At 35.7% G+C, this 14,588-nt stretch carries 9 protein-coding genes; 4 read left to right on the top strand and 5 right to left on the bottom strand.

The window, feature by feature from the left end; all coding sequences use genetic code 11:
• Position 1: 1 nt before the first annotated feature.
• The 3 genes from AC5P2S_RS13795 (at position 2) to AC5P2S_RS13785 (ending at position 5,682) form a co-directional block, all read left to right on the top strand.
• Positions 2-4,648, top strand: a complete 4,647-nt coding sequence (locus tag AC5P2S_RS13795) for a translocation/assembly module TamB domain-containing protein (RefSeq protein ID WP_494555273.1) — start codon at positions 2-4, stop codon at positions 4,646-4,648.
• 129 nt (positions 4,649-4,777) lie between these two features.
• Positions 4,778-5,248, top strand: a complete 471-nt coding sequence (locus AC5P2S_RS13790) for an Lrp/AsnC family transcriptional regulator (protein WP_027384579.1) — start codon at positions 4,778-4,780, stop codon at positions 5,246-5,248.
• Between the two features lie 65 nt (positions 5,249-5,313).
• Positions 5,314-5,682 carry a hypothetical protein gene (locus AC5P2S_RS13785; protein ID WP_494555272.1) on the top strand — a complete coding sequence of 123 codons (369 nt, stop codon included), beginning with the start codon at positions 5,314-5,316 and terminating at the stop codon, positions 5,680-5,682.
• A gap of 252 nt (positions 5,683-5,934) precedes the next feature.
• On the opposite strand, the gene AC5P2S_RS13780 is transcribed toward AC5P2S_RS13785, so the two are convergent.
• The 3 genes from AC5P2S_RS13780 to radA form a co-directional block, all read right to left on the bottom strand.
• Positions 5,935-7,395 (bottom strand): tetratricopeptide repeat protein, encoded by a 1,461-nt coding sequence (locus tag AC5P2S_RS13780; protein ID WP_283416499.1) that lies wholly within the window; start codon positions 7,393-7,395, stop codon positions 5,935-5,937.
• A 111-nt stretch (positions 7,396-7,506) separates the two neighbouring features.
• On the bottom strand, positions 7,507-8,073 hold the full coding sequence (locus tag AC5P2S_RS13775) for an acyl carrier protein phosphodiesterase (RefSeq protein ID WP_494555271.1): 567 nt from the start codon (positions 8,071-8,073) through the stop codon (positions 7,507-7,509).
• 34 nt (positions 8,074-8,107) lie between these two features.
• Positions 8,108-9,451, bottom strand: coding sequence for a DNA repair protein RadA (gene radA, locus AC5P2S_RS13770; RefSeq protein WP_494555270.1), 1,344 nt, complete (start codon positions 9,449-9,451; stop codon positions 8,108-8,110).
• 144 nt (positions 9,452-9,595) lie between these two features.
• Between radA and AC5P2S_RS13765 the strand changes: the two genes are divergently transcribed.
• A complete protein-coding gene (locus tag AC5P2S_RS13765) occupies positions 9,596-10,096 on the top strand; it encodes an FKBP-type peptidyl-prolyl cis-trans isomerase (RefSeq protein ID WP_494555269.1) in 501 nt (166 codons plus the stop codon).
• A 70-nt stretch (positions 10,097-10,166) separates the two neighbouring features.
• Here the strand turns inward: AC5P2S_RS13765 and AC5P2S_RS13760 are convergent, their stop codons facing one another.
• Together AC5P2S_RS13760 and AC5P2S_RS13755 are read right to left on the bottom strand one after the other, a co-directional pair.
• The gene (locus tag AC5P2S_RS13760; RefSeq protein ID WP_494555268.1) at positions 10,167-12,929 is read right to left on the bottom strand and encodes a M4 family metallopeptidase; all 2,763 of its coding nucleotides are present in this window, start codon (positions 12,927-12,929) and stop codon (positions 10,167-10,169) included.
• A 136-nt stretch (positions 12,930-13,065) separates the two neighbouring features.
• The gene (locus AC5P2S_RS13755; protein WP_494555267.1) at positions 13,066-14,508 is read right to left on the bottom strand and encodes an aminoacyl-histidine dipeptidase; all 1,443 of its coding nucleotides are present in this window, start codon (positions 14,506-14,508) and stop codon (positions 13,066-13,068) included.
• Between the last annotated feature and the right edge of the window lie 80 nt (positions 14,509-14,588).

The following is a 14,588-nucleotide window of genomic DNA, read 5'->3' as shown; positions in this document are numbered from 1 at the left end:
GATGGCAAAGTTAGAAAATAAAAATACAAATAACGAAGAACCAAACGTTGACCAACCTGTCATCAAGAAAAAGCGTCCACTTTTTCTAAGGATTCTGAGTACGGTTTCTTATGCCATTATTATTCTGGTTGCATTGTTATTTATTATCATCAACCTTCCGGTAACAAAGCGTTATATAGCGAATCAAGCTATTGATTTTCTTAATAAAGATCTCAAAATGGGGATGTCTATAGATGATATAGATGTTAATTTTTTCGGAGATGTGACAATCAAAGGTCTCAGACTTAAGGATTACAAAAATTATGAGTTTGTTAAGGCAAAAGAATTAAGAGTAGGTTCTGATTGGTTTGCTCTGGCTTTCAATACAAGGGATATCAAATTTAATCAGGCTACAATTATAGATCCTGTTATCAGGGTTATCACTTACAAAGGCGATAGCATCAGTAATTTTATCAGATACGTTGATAATTTTGATGATGGGAAACCAAGAAATCCGAAAAAGAAGCCTTTCAAAATGGGGATGAAAATCGACCTGATCAATGGAGTTGCAAGTATTGTCAATGAAAATCATCCCGGTGAGGCCGGAAGATGGCTTGATGCAAGAAAGGTCAACCTGAATGTCACTTCTCTGAAAGTGGAAGGAGCTGATGTTTTTGCTGATATCAGAAATTTTAATTTCATTACCAAGCGTTACGGAAAAGAACATATTGTCGATACTTTCTCCACCAATTTTGAACTGACAAAAAAACATTTGAAGTTGGGAAATCTGACTTTCAATACAGATCATTCTCTATTACAGGGAGAAGCTATTCTTAACCTCGATCCAAAAACAAAGTTTGCAGATTTTGGTAACAAAGTCAACTGGGATTTGAAAATGGTTCCGGGAAGTCAGATCAGTGGCTATGATTTGAGTTATTTCGTTGTGGACTGGGATAATTATACGCCGATTAATATTTCTGGTACAATGACCGGACCATTGAATGATTTTACTTTAAATCAATTTGTGATCCGCTCACAGGACATTAATCTTAATACAAAAAAAATGAAAATCTCCAGTGTTCTGGACAAAAAGTTTTTCATTGAAAGTAAAGATGTTTCGGCTGATTTTACTTACAAAGGCCTGAAAGCATCGCTTCCCAAATTCATTTCGTCTAAGTTGGGGAATTTCGCGGATGATTTCGGAAGGTTGAAATATAACGGCTCCGTAAAAGTCAATCCAAAACAGATTTTTGCTACAGGAAACGTCATTACAGGAATCGGTCAGGCGAAAATGAAGGATCTCAATCTTGTAGATTATAGCAAGAAACGGCCAAAGTATAAAGGCTATTTTGAAGTCAAAGATCTGAATGTGACAGCTTTGACAAAGAATAAGCAAGTCGGACTGATCTCAGGAAAATTCAACGTTCAGGGGGAAGGTTTCGATGTTAATACGATGTATGTCAAAACGAATTCGGATGTCAATCATATTGATCTGATGGGTAAAAGCCTTAATAACATTTCTATTGACGGGGTTCTCAATAAAAAACGTTTTACGGGAAATGTTCTGGCAAATGATCCTAATGCAAAGGGAAGTTTCAAAGGAGTAGTAGATTTCAGCACCAAAAGATTGCTGGCCGATTTTACAGCGGATGTCAAATATGTAAACCTGAAATATTTCGGCATTTCGGCTGGTGATACTAATTCAGTAAGTGGATTGATATCCGGGAAGGTTTCTATGACCAATCTGAATGATCTCAATCTTGATACCAATATCAAGCATTTAACCCTTAATTCAGACGCTCAGAAATTGCAAATTCCGGATTCCAAAATACAGGCTTATTTCGAAAATGGAAACAGGATAGTCTCCGTTGATGCACCAGGTGCTGTTAACGGAAGAGTTTCTGGGAGATTTAATCTTGAAGATATTGGCAATATGGTCATGAATAGTGTCAATAAAATCCTGGTTGGCAATCCACCAAAGAAAACTTACAACGGGCAGAATTTTGATTTCGATTTTGATGTAAAACAAGGTCTGATTTCATTTTTTGTTCCCGACCTGGAGTTGCCTAATGGCGCAAAGGTTGCAGGAAATTATACCGGAGAAACTAATGATTTGATTCTGAATGCCGATGCTGCACAAATCAAATATGTGATGACCAGCAAAAAGGAATTGACCGAAGCGGAAAAATTCCTGGCCGAGACAGATGCCACTTATCAACCGGACCTCAACAAAGTGAAGGATAGTGCTATGGTTGATAGTCTCAGTCTGAGAGTTAATACTGCAGATCTTAATCAGCAGCTGTTGGCGACAATCAAAAGAGGACAATATGGCAATAACGTTCTCCAGGATGTAAAATTGACCGCTAATAATGAGAATATGCAGGTTTTGCATATAGGAACGGTTTTTAAGTTGGGTACACTTGATGATGAGACTGCAAAACAGATGAAAGAATATGCGGTCAATATCAATCAAACAACTAATGCTGCCAAGGATTATGTTTTTCGTTTTGAACCGACTACGGTTAAATTCAATAATGTGGCATGGACAGTTGATACTAGTCCAGAGCTCAATCATTCAATCACTTACAGGAAAAAGGAAAAAGATTTTCTGGTAGAAAACCTGAGAATTTATTCTGATGAAAGTGAGCTTCTTGTAAAGAATGCTGATTTCAAATCAGGTAAAGAATTTACTGCTGATGCGGAAGTCAAAAATCTGGATATTTCGAAATTACTTGCTTTTGGAAAGGATAATAATTCTTTGGATATAAAGGGAACTGCCAACGGAACCATTCAGATTAAAAAATCAGGTAACAATCTGGAGCCATTGGTTGATCTGGATGTTAATGATATTTTCATGAATGGTAAGGCTATGGGAAATCTTGAAGCTAAAATTACCAAAAGTGAAAAACCGAATGTTTTTGATGTTAATGTTCAGGCTTTGTCATCAGACTTATTGGGAAAAAATACATTAGATGTTACCGGAACTGTAGATACGAATGGTTCTGAAATGATTTTTGATGTAGATGCAAAGATGGATGAGTTTGATCTTGGTTTTGCCCAGCAATTTGTAAAAGAAATTTTTGGAAATTTCCGTGGAAAAGCAACAGGAGATCTTAAAATATCCGGACCTGCCAATGATATAGATTACAGTGGTGATATTGCTTTAAAAGGGTTTGGACTGAAACTGATGTTTACAGGTGTTGATTATTCTTTTGATGACACAGTAATCAATCTTTCAAGAGGATTAGCTTTGTTGAACAACATTGGGATCAGAGACGGAAGAGAAAATTCGAGAGGCAGTATTTCCGGTTCTATTCAGTTTGAAACGCTTTCTTCGTTGGGTGTCAACCTGATTATGCGTGCGGATAATCTGTTGGTTCTTAATTCTACGCAAGATGATAATGATCTTTTCTGGGGAAGAGTTACTGCCGAAGGCGATGTCTATGTCAGCGGACCTGTTTCCGGATTGGAAATCTCGACACCTAATGACGGCCTCAGAGTTCTGAATAACAGTACATTTACATTTAACAGCGCATCAACGGCTAATGTGGAAGAGTTCAAGATCCTTCGATTTTTGAAACGTGATGACGAAGGGAAAATTTCTGTTGAAAAAAAGAAAAGAGCCGGTGCTAATATGTTGATTGACTTTGATGTAACGATTGATAAAGGATCATTGGTTAATGTATTGGTTGGCGATAATGTCGGCGATATTTCTGTAAGAGGAGATGCACGGCATTTGAAATTCAAAATGGCAAGAAGCGGGAATATTACAATGGACGGTACTTACACGGTTGATAATGGGACTTTCGTTTCAAAATCTATCCTGAACAGAACTTTCCAGATCGCCAGAAACAGTAGTATCCAATGGAGCGGAAGTCCAATGACGCCAGCTTTGGATATCACTGCAAACTATACAAGAACCGTTACCAATGCCGGAGAATATCTTGGCATGACTCTGACACAGCCTATTAATGTAGTTCTCACTACAAAGATTACTGAAACATTGACTAAGCCTGAGATTGCTTTTGGAGTGGCTGCTCCAGATGGATCTTCTCAGGTAAGAGAAACATTGGCGAGCAAAATGAGTAATGATGATGAAAGGATAGTTCAGTTTGGATCTATTTTGGTTCTTAATAATTTTAATGTTGTCAATTCGGGATTGAAGTTTGATGTTTCTCAAACAGCTCTTAATACGGGTGTCGGAGTTGCCCTCAAACAGCTGGGATCTGTTCTTAATACGATTAGTAGTGCTTTCCAGATCAATCTAGATTATATCAGCGGAGATCCAAACTCTAATACTTCCGACAGAGCTAATACCAATGTGAGTCTTGCGCTTTCGCCAAGGATTAAATTTAAAACCGGATTAGGAGTTCCAATTACCCGAACTGAAAATACCAATGCCAATTATCTTTCTGTAGAAGGAATTGTTGAGTATGACTGGAGTAAAAATAATAATGGCAGCAGATTGTTCCGTGCTTATTCCAAACCATCCAATATCGGGCTGACAACAACAGCCGGTGCGAATCAAAGTTACGGAGTTGGAGTGGTTTACAGCAAAAGTTTTAATTCTTTCAGAGATCTCTTTAAAAAGAGAGAAAAGATAAAATCTGATACTGTTTCTGCAAATACCAATAAAATTGATTCTGTAAAAAACAAGCCAAATAAATGATAATTGTCATAGTGAATTTAAGATTTTGTTAAAAGCTGTTAATCTTTTAATATTTGTTTTTATTTAAATAATTTTTTTTAAATTTGCAAAAAAATTAGATATATTTTAAATAAATAATAAAATCATACAATGAACTATCAATTAGACGATATCGATAAAAAGATCCTTGATTTTCTGGTAGAGAACACAAGAATGCCTTTTACAGAAATTGCTAAACAAATGGACGTTTCTGCAGGGACAATCCACGTAAGAGTAAAGAAAATGGAAGATGCCGGAATTATTTTGGGTTCTTCTCTTAATATTGATTACGGTAAACTGGATTACAATTTCACCGCTTTTATTGGTATTTTACTTACAAAATCAAATCATACACAAGAGGTTTTGAAGCAATTGGCTTTGATCCCGAATGTCGTAGAAGCAAGTGTTACGTCCGGAAAATATAATATCTTCTGTAAAATGAAAGCCAAAAATACCGAAGATGCTAAAAGAATCATATATCAGATTGATGACATCCAGGATGTAATGAGAACTGAAAGTATGATCTCTATGGAAGAGTACATCAGTGATAAAAACCGTCTTATAAATGCGGTTAGTATATAGTTAGTTAATAGAAATTTCTATAGAAAAGAGCTTATTGATTAAGCTCTTTTTTGTATTTTTATACTATGAATTCAGAGGATAAAAGCTTTCGTAGAAATAGAGATTATTACATTATTTTCGGACTTATTTTATTGGTATTTTTATTGAGTGTCAATACAGATCTGGCAGAATTTTCTCAGCGGCAGTCACTCAATATTCCCACAGGTTTTTTTTATTACACGCTTGGAGTTGACCTTTTAGTAATTATCAGCTGGATATTGATTTTATTTTTCAGGAAGATAGGAACTATTGCGTTTCCTGTTTTTGTACTTCTTCATTTTGGGCTGCATAATTATTTTTTGAGTACCTATTTATATTCTGATATTACGGTTCTGTTTTTATATATTGGAATAGGGCTTATCGCTGTCATCCCACGTTGGAGTATTTTAAAATAAAAAAACCCGGGATAAATCCGGGATATACATTTGATAATCAGCTATTGATTGAAAATAATTAAATGAAAAATCTGCTGATTATAAATCTATGTTCATCTTGTGTGCCTTCAGAATCAAAAATCAGTATGTGTTTTACTATACAAATATTATCATATCGCATAATATCTGCAAAAAACGATCTACTACATAACTACGCCAAAGGTTTAAGTTGTTGATTGCTAGATTTTTGTTTTAAAGTTGCTGTAAGGAATATTAGAAATCCATCATCCACTTATTAAGGTCAATATCAGAAGAAATATCAAGCTGTTTTCTTAATCTGTTTTTTCTTGTCTCGACACTTCTTACAGAGATGTTGTTGTAATGCGCAATTTCTTTTGTTGTAAAATTTAATTTCAGTAACGCGCAGAATTGTAATTGCCCGTTTGTGAGTTCCGGATAATTGGTAATTAATTTATTGTAAAAATAAGGATAAACTTCTTTGAAACGGCTTAGAAACGAAGAGTCATTGCTTTTCGCTAATTCCAATAATTCGGCAAAAGCATCATTTACTTTCAGTTCAAGGTGATTGAGTTCTTCTTCTTTTTCGATAAGATCATCTTCCATGATTTCTTTCTGTTCTTTTTCGTTTCGATAACTTTTAAAGTATTTTATAGTAAAGAAAAAGAATACGGTTGCAAGCAGAATGATACTTCCTAAAATGATGTATAGATTTTGATACCATGTTTGTTTCTCCTGCTCAATGATGCTGGTAGAAACTTTATCCGTTTCCATTTTCTCTTTTCTTCTGATGATATCAGCCAGTTCTTTTGATTTTTTGGAATAATAAGAATAGATTTTATCATCACCCATTTTCTCATAGATCACGGAGAGATCATCATATATGTATTGCAAACGGTAGATATCATTGGCTTTTTCAAAAATAGGGAGCGCTTTTTTATAATAGTGTATAGAACTGTCGCTTTGGTTCATCTCCAGGTAAGCATTAGCAAGTCCGTACAAGCCAAAAGCCTGATTGATGGAATCATTTTCTAATTTTGAGAGCTCATAAGCTTTTCGGCTATAGTAGATTGCCGGTTTATAATCATCAAGATCAATATATGTATAACCAAGACTCGAATATTGTATAGCCAGCCAACCATTCCTTTTCTTGGTATCTTTGATTTTTTTATAATATTCTATACTTTTTAGATCATATTTTATAGTACTCTGAGGAGCCTGATATTGCAGATTCATAATTTCTGATCTGCCGGCATATATCTGTCCCAGAGAGCTATAACGATCATCATTATCAGAAATATTTTCACAAAGCTTTTCAGCTTCATTACTTGTTTTCAGCGCTTTTTCAAAAAATCCCAGATAGGCGTAGATCAATGCTCTTGCAATAAGGGCTTGCCCGCAATGATAGTCATCATTTTCTTTTTTTGCAAGATCGTAAAGCTTATTGGCTGTTTTCAAAGCTTTTTCTTGTTCACCAAGACCAAGATAACAGTTTAAGTCGGCCTTTAAAGATTTGGCTTTACCTTGATAGTAACCGATATCTTCGGAAAGTTTATAGGTTTTGTCACTTATCTTGAGAGCTTCATTCCGGTCAGCCAATTGAAAAGTGCCGGAAATAAGACTGTCTATTTTTTTAGGTGTATATTGCTGCCCTTTCGCTTCATGTAGAAACGAAATTATAAGTACAGCTATTATAGATCTATTAAGGGAATTCACAATCAAAATGAAGCTCCAAAAGTATTAAAAATTCAAATATAATTTAGTATAAATGGTATTTTTAGCTTATTTTGATAGTAAATTGGTAAGAAATACGTAATCCTTTTTATATCATCCGAAGCTCAGCCTGCATTCTCTCAAAATATCAGGAAAGAATTGATCAAAATAAATTTGTAACAAATTTTTGTTTTCCAGGAAAATATCAAAAACAGGTAAATCCTTTTCAAGATATTGAGCTTTGTTGAGAACATTCTGCATACTGAATCTGATGCCGCGATCTGTTCTGTAATTAGTCAGCCAATCGTCCTTTTCCATTCTCACCAGCATTTGCTTATAATTTTCAGGAAGCCACTGTTCATTATTCCAAAGAATTTTATAGGTTTTTTGTGATTGATTTTTCAATTCATTTTCCGGATAATGATGGGCAACAAAATAATCGAAAGCAACATCTACAAAAGCACCTGAATAAAGCCTGACAAGCGGGCTGAAGATCTTTTTAGCTTCCGAAACTGCCGGGTGAGAATCTGTAAATGTATCTATAAATCTGTGAAGTTTTATGCCTTCCTGGATTTCCAAAGGGAAATTTTCCCGCTCATTATTCCTGATAAAATCTGCAATCATATTTCCGACAAGTTGTCCGTCGGTAAATGATAGGATAGAGTGGGCAAGATAATTCATTAAATGAAGTTACAAATTATTAAGATGAAATGGATTAAAAAAGTAATTCTACAAAATCTTCGATTTTACTGATTTCTTCAATCTTGATTCCAAATTTTCTTTTCGGGATTTTATTGAGATTTGAAACAAATATTTTTTCATAGCCCAATTTTTCTGCTTCGGTGATTCTCTGTTCGATCTGGGCAACAGGACGGATCTCTCCGCTCAACCCAATTTCACCGGCAAAACAGTACTGTTCGGAAATTGCGATATCCTCATTGCTGGATAGAATGGATGCAACAACAGCTAGATCCAGCGCAGGATCATCGGTTTTAATGCCTCCTGTGATATTAAGAAAAACGTCTTTTGCGCCGAGTTGAAAACCTGCTCTTTTTTCCAAAACAGCCAGAAGCATATTCAGTCTTTTGGAATCAAAACCGGTGGAACTTCTTTGTGGCGTTCCATAAACAGCAGTTGAAACCAAAGCCTGGATCTCTAATAGCATCGGCCTGTTGCCTTCCAAAGTTACCGCAACAGAATTTCCGGAAAGTTCTTCGAATTTTTTAGTGATTAATACTTCGGATGGATTCTTGATTTCTTTGAGACCTTGTGAAATCATCTCGTAAATTCCTATTTCAGCGGTTGAACCGAAACGGTTTTTGTTGGCTCTCAACAGTCGGAAAAGATGATTTCTATCGCCGTCGAAATTCAATACCACATCAACCATATGTTCCAGAACTTTTGGCCCGGCTATTTGTCCGTCTTTGGTGATGTGCCCCACCAGGAAAACAGGAATGTTGTTTTCTTTAGCAAATTTGATGATCTCATTGGAACATTCCCGGATTTGCGAAACTGTTCCCGGCGAGCTTTCAATCAATTGGGATTGCAGCGTCTGGATAGAATCGATAATCATAAAATCCGGTTGAAGTTTTTTGGCTTCGTGTAAGATTTTTTCGACAGAAGTCTCAGTAAATAAGAAACAATTAGGGTTTTTGATTTCAGCTAAACGGTCGGCTCTCATTTTGATTTGCGAGGCACTCTCTTCACCGGAAACGTAAAGAATTTTTTTCTTCATCTTCAAAGCCAATTGGAGAAGCAGTGTCGATTTTCCAATACCAGGCTCACCACCAATTAATGTTACAGAACCTAAAACGATTCCGCCACCCAATACGCGGTCCAGTTCTTCCGAAGGGGTTTTAATTCTCGGTTCTTCGTTGGTTTCAACTTCTATGATGTTGATGATAGAGGATTTGGATTTTGTAGCAACTGATTTTGTTGATTTTTCTACAATTTCTTCCACAAGTGTATTCCATTCGCTACAGGTTTTACATTGTCCGTGCCACTGAGAATATTGTGCACCACAGTTCTGACAGAAATATTGAGTTTTGAGTTTTGCCATTCTGCTAAGTTCCAGATTTTTTTTTGAAAAGAAAATATTAAAAAGAAGTTTTATCGTAAATCATCAGCTCTTAAATTTCAAAAGCTTAATTTTGTTTGCGATATATCATAATTGATGATGTAAATAACTTAAAAATAAATAAAAATGGCATTAGACAAAAATCACGTTGTAACTTTAAAATATGTTCTGCATACCAATGATGAGAGTGGAGAGAAAGTTTTTGTAGAAGAGACTTCTGAAGAAAATCCTTTGACTTTTCTCTATGGTGTAGGAATGATGATTCCGAAGTTTGAGGAAGAAATCAAAAATCTGGGTGTTGGCGATAAAACCTCTTTCGAAATCACGCCAGGCGAAGGTTATGGAGAAAGAGATCCACAAGCTGTTACGCAATTGCCTGTTGATATGTTCCAAGGTCAGGAATTGCCTCCGGTTGGAGCTGTTTTACCATTGTCTGATAATCAAGGGAATAATTTTCAAGCGGTAGTTTTGGAAGTCACTCCGGAAGCGGTAGTGGTAGATCTTAATCATCCTATGGCTGGAAGACCTTTGTACTTTGATGTGGAAATTCTTAATGCACGTCCTGCAACTGAGGAAGAATTAGCGCATGGTCATGCACATGGACCTGACGGTCATTCCGGACATTAATGAAAATTATTATATAAAAGTAAAAGCTCCCAAATCTGGGAGCTTTTTTATGGAATTAAAGTTTTGTAAACTATTTTTTAATGAATTTCTGAGTTGATTTTTCACTCTTTTTATTCACTAACTCTATGACATAGTTTCCACTAGGAAGTCTGTTGACATCTATTTTATTTTCAACAGATTTACCATTTGCCACAGATTGTCCTGCTGCATTGTAAATTTTATAAGTTGATTCTCCGGCTTCTTTAGTTTTGATATTAAGTATATCTTTAACAGGATTTGGATATATTGATACTTTATTATCACTACTAAGGTCTGATACAGCTAAAATATCCTGAATATTAATTGTGTAATCTTCAGTTTGTCCATATGAATAAGAGTTACAAGAAGCTGGTGCAGAAGAATAGATCATAACAACTCTTAACCTTACTTTTCCGGTTGTTGCAGTTGTAGGAATTGTGAATGTTCCTGATACTGTAGGATTAGATGTTGATGCCTGTGTCCAGAGTGTTTCACCAGTATTGGTAAAGACACCATTATTATTATAATCTGCATATACGGCATATCTCATAGGATATACAGTACCAGACCAAAATGGAGTAATGGTAATCGTATAACTTGATCCTTTTGTTACATCTGTTGATAGGTATGAAAAGTCTTCATAACCCGCTCCTCCTGTACTTGAATTATCAATTGTATTAAGCTTTACATTTTGGATTTTCATGAAGCTGGTGCTTCCGGATTGTGAAGTACAATAAGTTGTTCCGGTAGCATCTGTAGTGACTGTAACCTCGTTACTGAAGTTAGATTTGTTACCTGCTTCATCTTTCGCTTGTACTTTAAATTTATATGCCGTTGAAGCGGTTAAACCTGTAACGTAATATGAGTTGTTATATGTTGATCCTAATAATACATTGTCTTTGTAGACATTATATCCATCTAATGCAAAATTATCAGTTGATGCAGTCCATGTCAGATATGTAGAAACATTGGTTGTAGAGGAAGCTTGTAAATTGAGCGGAGTGGTTGGAGCAGTCGTGTCCGGACCATTCGGATTATATTTTGCACCCAGACCAACAGCATAAAAAGCATCTTGTGTAGCAATAGCTTCTGCAGATCCTGCACCATACAAATCTGTGGCAGCTTGTATTCCGAAGTCTCTTGCATTCATATAAGTGGAGCCGGACGATAAATAAGCTGTTTCCAAACGGTAAACAATTTTTGCAGCTTTTTCAAATCCAATTCCTGTTACGCTGTAAGATTTGCCGATATCATTAGTTCCTGTCTTTCCCTGTACAAGTACATAATACCAATGATTGAGAACGCCGCTGTTGGTATGAACACCACAATAATCATTAGTATTTTGTCCAGGTGTTACGCAACCTTCTGCAGCTGTTGCAGGTTGCCAGTTTGTTCCGCGATATGTGTCAGGTTGTCCGGCAGATTTCGGATTGCTCATTGATCTTAGATAATAAGGAGAATATAAAGTAATGTCTTCTCCAATATTAAACGCTTGCTTATTAGGCAAATATGTGTGCTCAACCACAGCTCCCCAAATATCAGAAAGTCCTTCGTTCATTGCGCCGGATTCTCTTTGGTAAGCTAATGCAGCAGTAGCACTACAGACACCGTGGCCTAACTCGTGAGCGGTGACATCGAATGCCGTTAATACATTAAAGTTGCTTGTTCTGTCTCCATCTCCATAAAGCATGTAAGTTCCCGACCAGTAAGCATTATTGATATTGTTGCCATAATGTACATAACTTCTTAAGATTGAGCCATTATTATCATAGCTATTTCTGTTATGGACATCTTTGAAATAATCATAAGTTTTTTCTACTCCGAAGTGTGCATCCAATGCTGCATTATCAAAGGTAGCATTATTAAATTCTGCAGCAGTCCAATCATTATCAGCGTCGGTGAAATCCGTGTTGCTTATTGTGGTGCTCTTTTTCAGGTTGTAAGTTCTTACACCATTCCCTCTTGTTGTATCATACAAGATGTAATTGTCACCAGCGGTATTTAATGATGTCTCAATAGATTGGGTTCCACTATATCTGGTTGCAGCATTACCTGTTGCCAGTTTTTTGATTGTTTCCTTAAGGTGGCTATCTTTCACGTCAGATACGATTTTTTCCGTATCAAGGTTACCTTTTAATATGTTGTGATTATGTCCATTCGCATGCTTGATGATTGCATCTGATAATAAGATTTGACCAGTTGCAGCATCCACATAGATATAAGCTCTGCTCATAGGTTGAGAAGCAAAAACATCAAATTTGTAAGCTAAAAATAATTTATAACTCTCATCAGCTTGCTGGATTGGTAAAAGGACCAGTTCTCCTGAGGGTTTTTTGTAATTGTCAACATTACTGTCTACATCATCCCACATATATTTCTCAGCACCAACACTTTGTATTGCTTTATCTAATGCGTTTTGCGAAGAAATTTTCGGTGATATATTTGCATTTTCTGTATCGAAGATCTCACCGTTCATACTGGTAAGATTGCCATTTTTATAATGCAGGTTATATATTCCGAATTCAACTTTTACATTATTATAATATAATTGATATTTTTCATCTAAGAAATTACTTTTTGTATCTTTCTCAGATTTCATAAGTCTCAATTCAGCGCCAGCTGAAAGTTTTAAAATTTCTCTGAATAGATCGGTTTTTGATGCCGACTTCAAATCAGCAGTACTTTTAAAAGTTACTAAACTGATATTTCCGTTTTTTTCGGTAATTTTCTTTTCAATGTATTCCTGTGCTTTTGCAGAGAATGTAAATCCGACAATGCTGCACAAAATACCAATTCGTAAAAGTTCTTTCTTCATATATTAGATTTTATATTGCTAATTTAGTAAATTTTTAAGGAAATTTAAAAATATCAAGTAGTTGATTGTAAAATTTTAATTAATTGTTCCAAAAAATAAAAAATCCAGTAAAATTACTGGATTTAAAATCGAATCATTATTCATTGATAGGGATGTTTTTCAAAATTTCCCGGGTATACGTCCAAAATTTCTGAACGGATGATATACTGGCTCTTTCATCAGGAGAATGTGCACCTTTAATAGTCGGTCCAAAAGAAACCATTTCCATTTTTGGATAATTGGCACCGATGATTCCACATTCTAATCCTGCATGACAAGCAACAACTAATGGTTTTTCACCAAAATTATTTTGATAGAGTTCCGTCATTACTTTGATAATTTCTGCTTCAGGTTTTGGTTTCCAACCCGGATATGAACCTCCGAATTCTGTTGTCAATCCGTTGCACTCAAAAGCAGATTTTAACTGATTGGCAACTTCCCATTTTGTAGATTCTACAGATGAACGGGTTAAGTTCAAAATCTTAATTTCTCCATTTTTCAGCTCAACTCTTGCAACGTTGTTAGATGCTTCTACCAAACCTTCTACATCCGGACTCATTCGGAAAACACCATTATGTGCCGCATTGATTGCAAAGATTATTTTTTTCGAATTTTCAATAGAAACTGCTTTCTCTGATGAATCTGTTTTTTCAATATTGATAACCAGGTCTTTTTCTAAGGAAGCAAATTCCTCCAAAATCTCAGATTTTAATTGTTCAATTTTTGAAGTGAAATCTTCTGAATTGTTGACAGAAACAATTGCTTTAGCTTCTCTCGGAATAGCATTTCTCAAACTTCCACCGTCAATTGATATTAATTGAATTTGATTTTCCAATCCTAAGAATAAAAATCTTCCCAATAATTTGTTCGAGTTCCCAAAACCTTTGTGGATGTCCATCCCGGAATGTCCACCTTGCAAACCTTTGATCTCAATTTTGAAAATTTCTCCTTTTGCTTCTTCCAAATCGAATTTTGCAGAAGCGGTTACATCTACACCTCCGGCACAACCGATATCGATCTCGTCATCTTCTTCTGTGTCAAGATTGAGAAGGATTTGACCTTTCAATTGTCCAGGTTTTAAAGCCAATGCACCTGTCATTCCTGTTTCTTCATCAATCGTGAAAAGTGCTTCCAGTTCCGGGTGTGCAATGTCATTACTTTCTAAAATTGACATAATGGTAGCAACGCCTAAACCGTTGTCAGCACCCAAAGTTGTCCCTTTCGCTCTTACCCAGTCGCCGTCCACATACATCTGGATTCCCTGAGTTTCAAAATCAAAATCGACATCGTTGTTCTTTTGACAAACCATATCAAGATGGGATTGCATTACGATGCGCGTTCGGTTTTCCATTCCCGGAGTTGCAGGTTTGGTGATGATGACATTTCCAACTTCGTCAATAGTTGTTGGTAATCCCAATCTTTCCCCGAATTCTTTTATGAATTGTATAACTTTTTCTTCTTTTTTTGATGGTCTCGGAACCGAATTCAGTGCTGCGAAGTTTTTCCAGATCACCTTTGGTTCCAGTTGTGAATATTCCATTTTTTTTGAAATTTTTTGAAGCGGCAATTTACTAATTATGAAAGGAAAATGAAATCTTTATGATATAAATAATATTTCCG

This window comes from Epilithonimonas sp. 33E (assembly GCF_059372615.1).
This window is presented reverse-complemented; position numbering and strand designations above follow the sequence as displayed.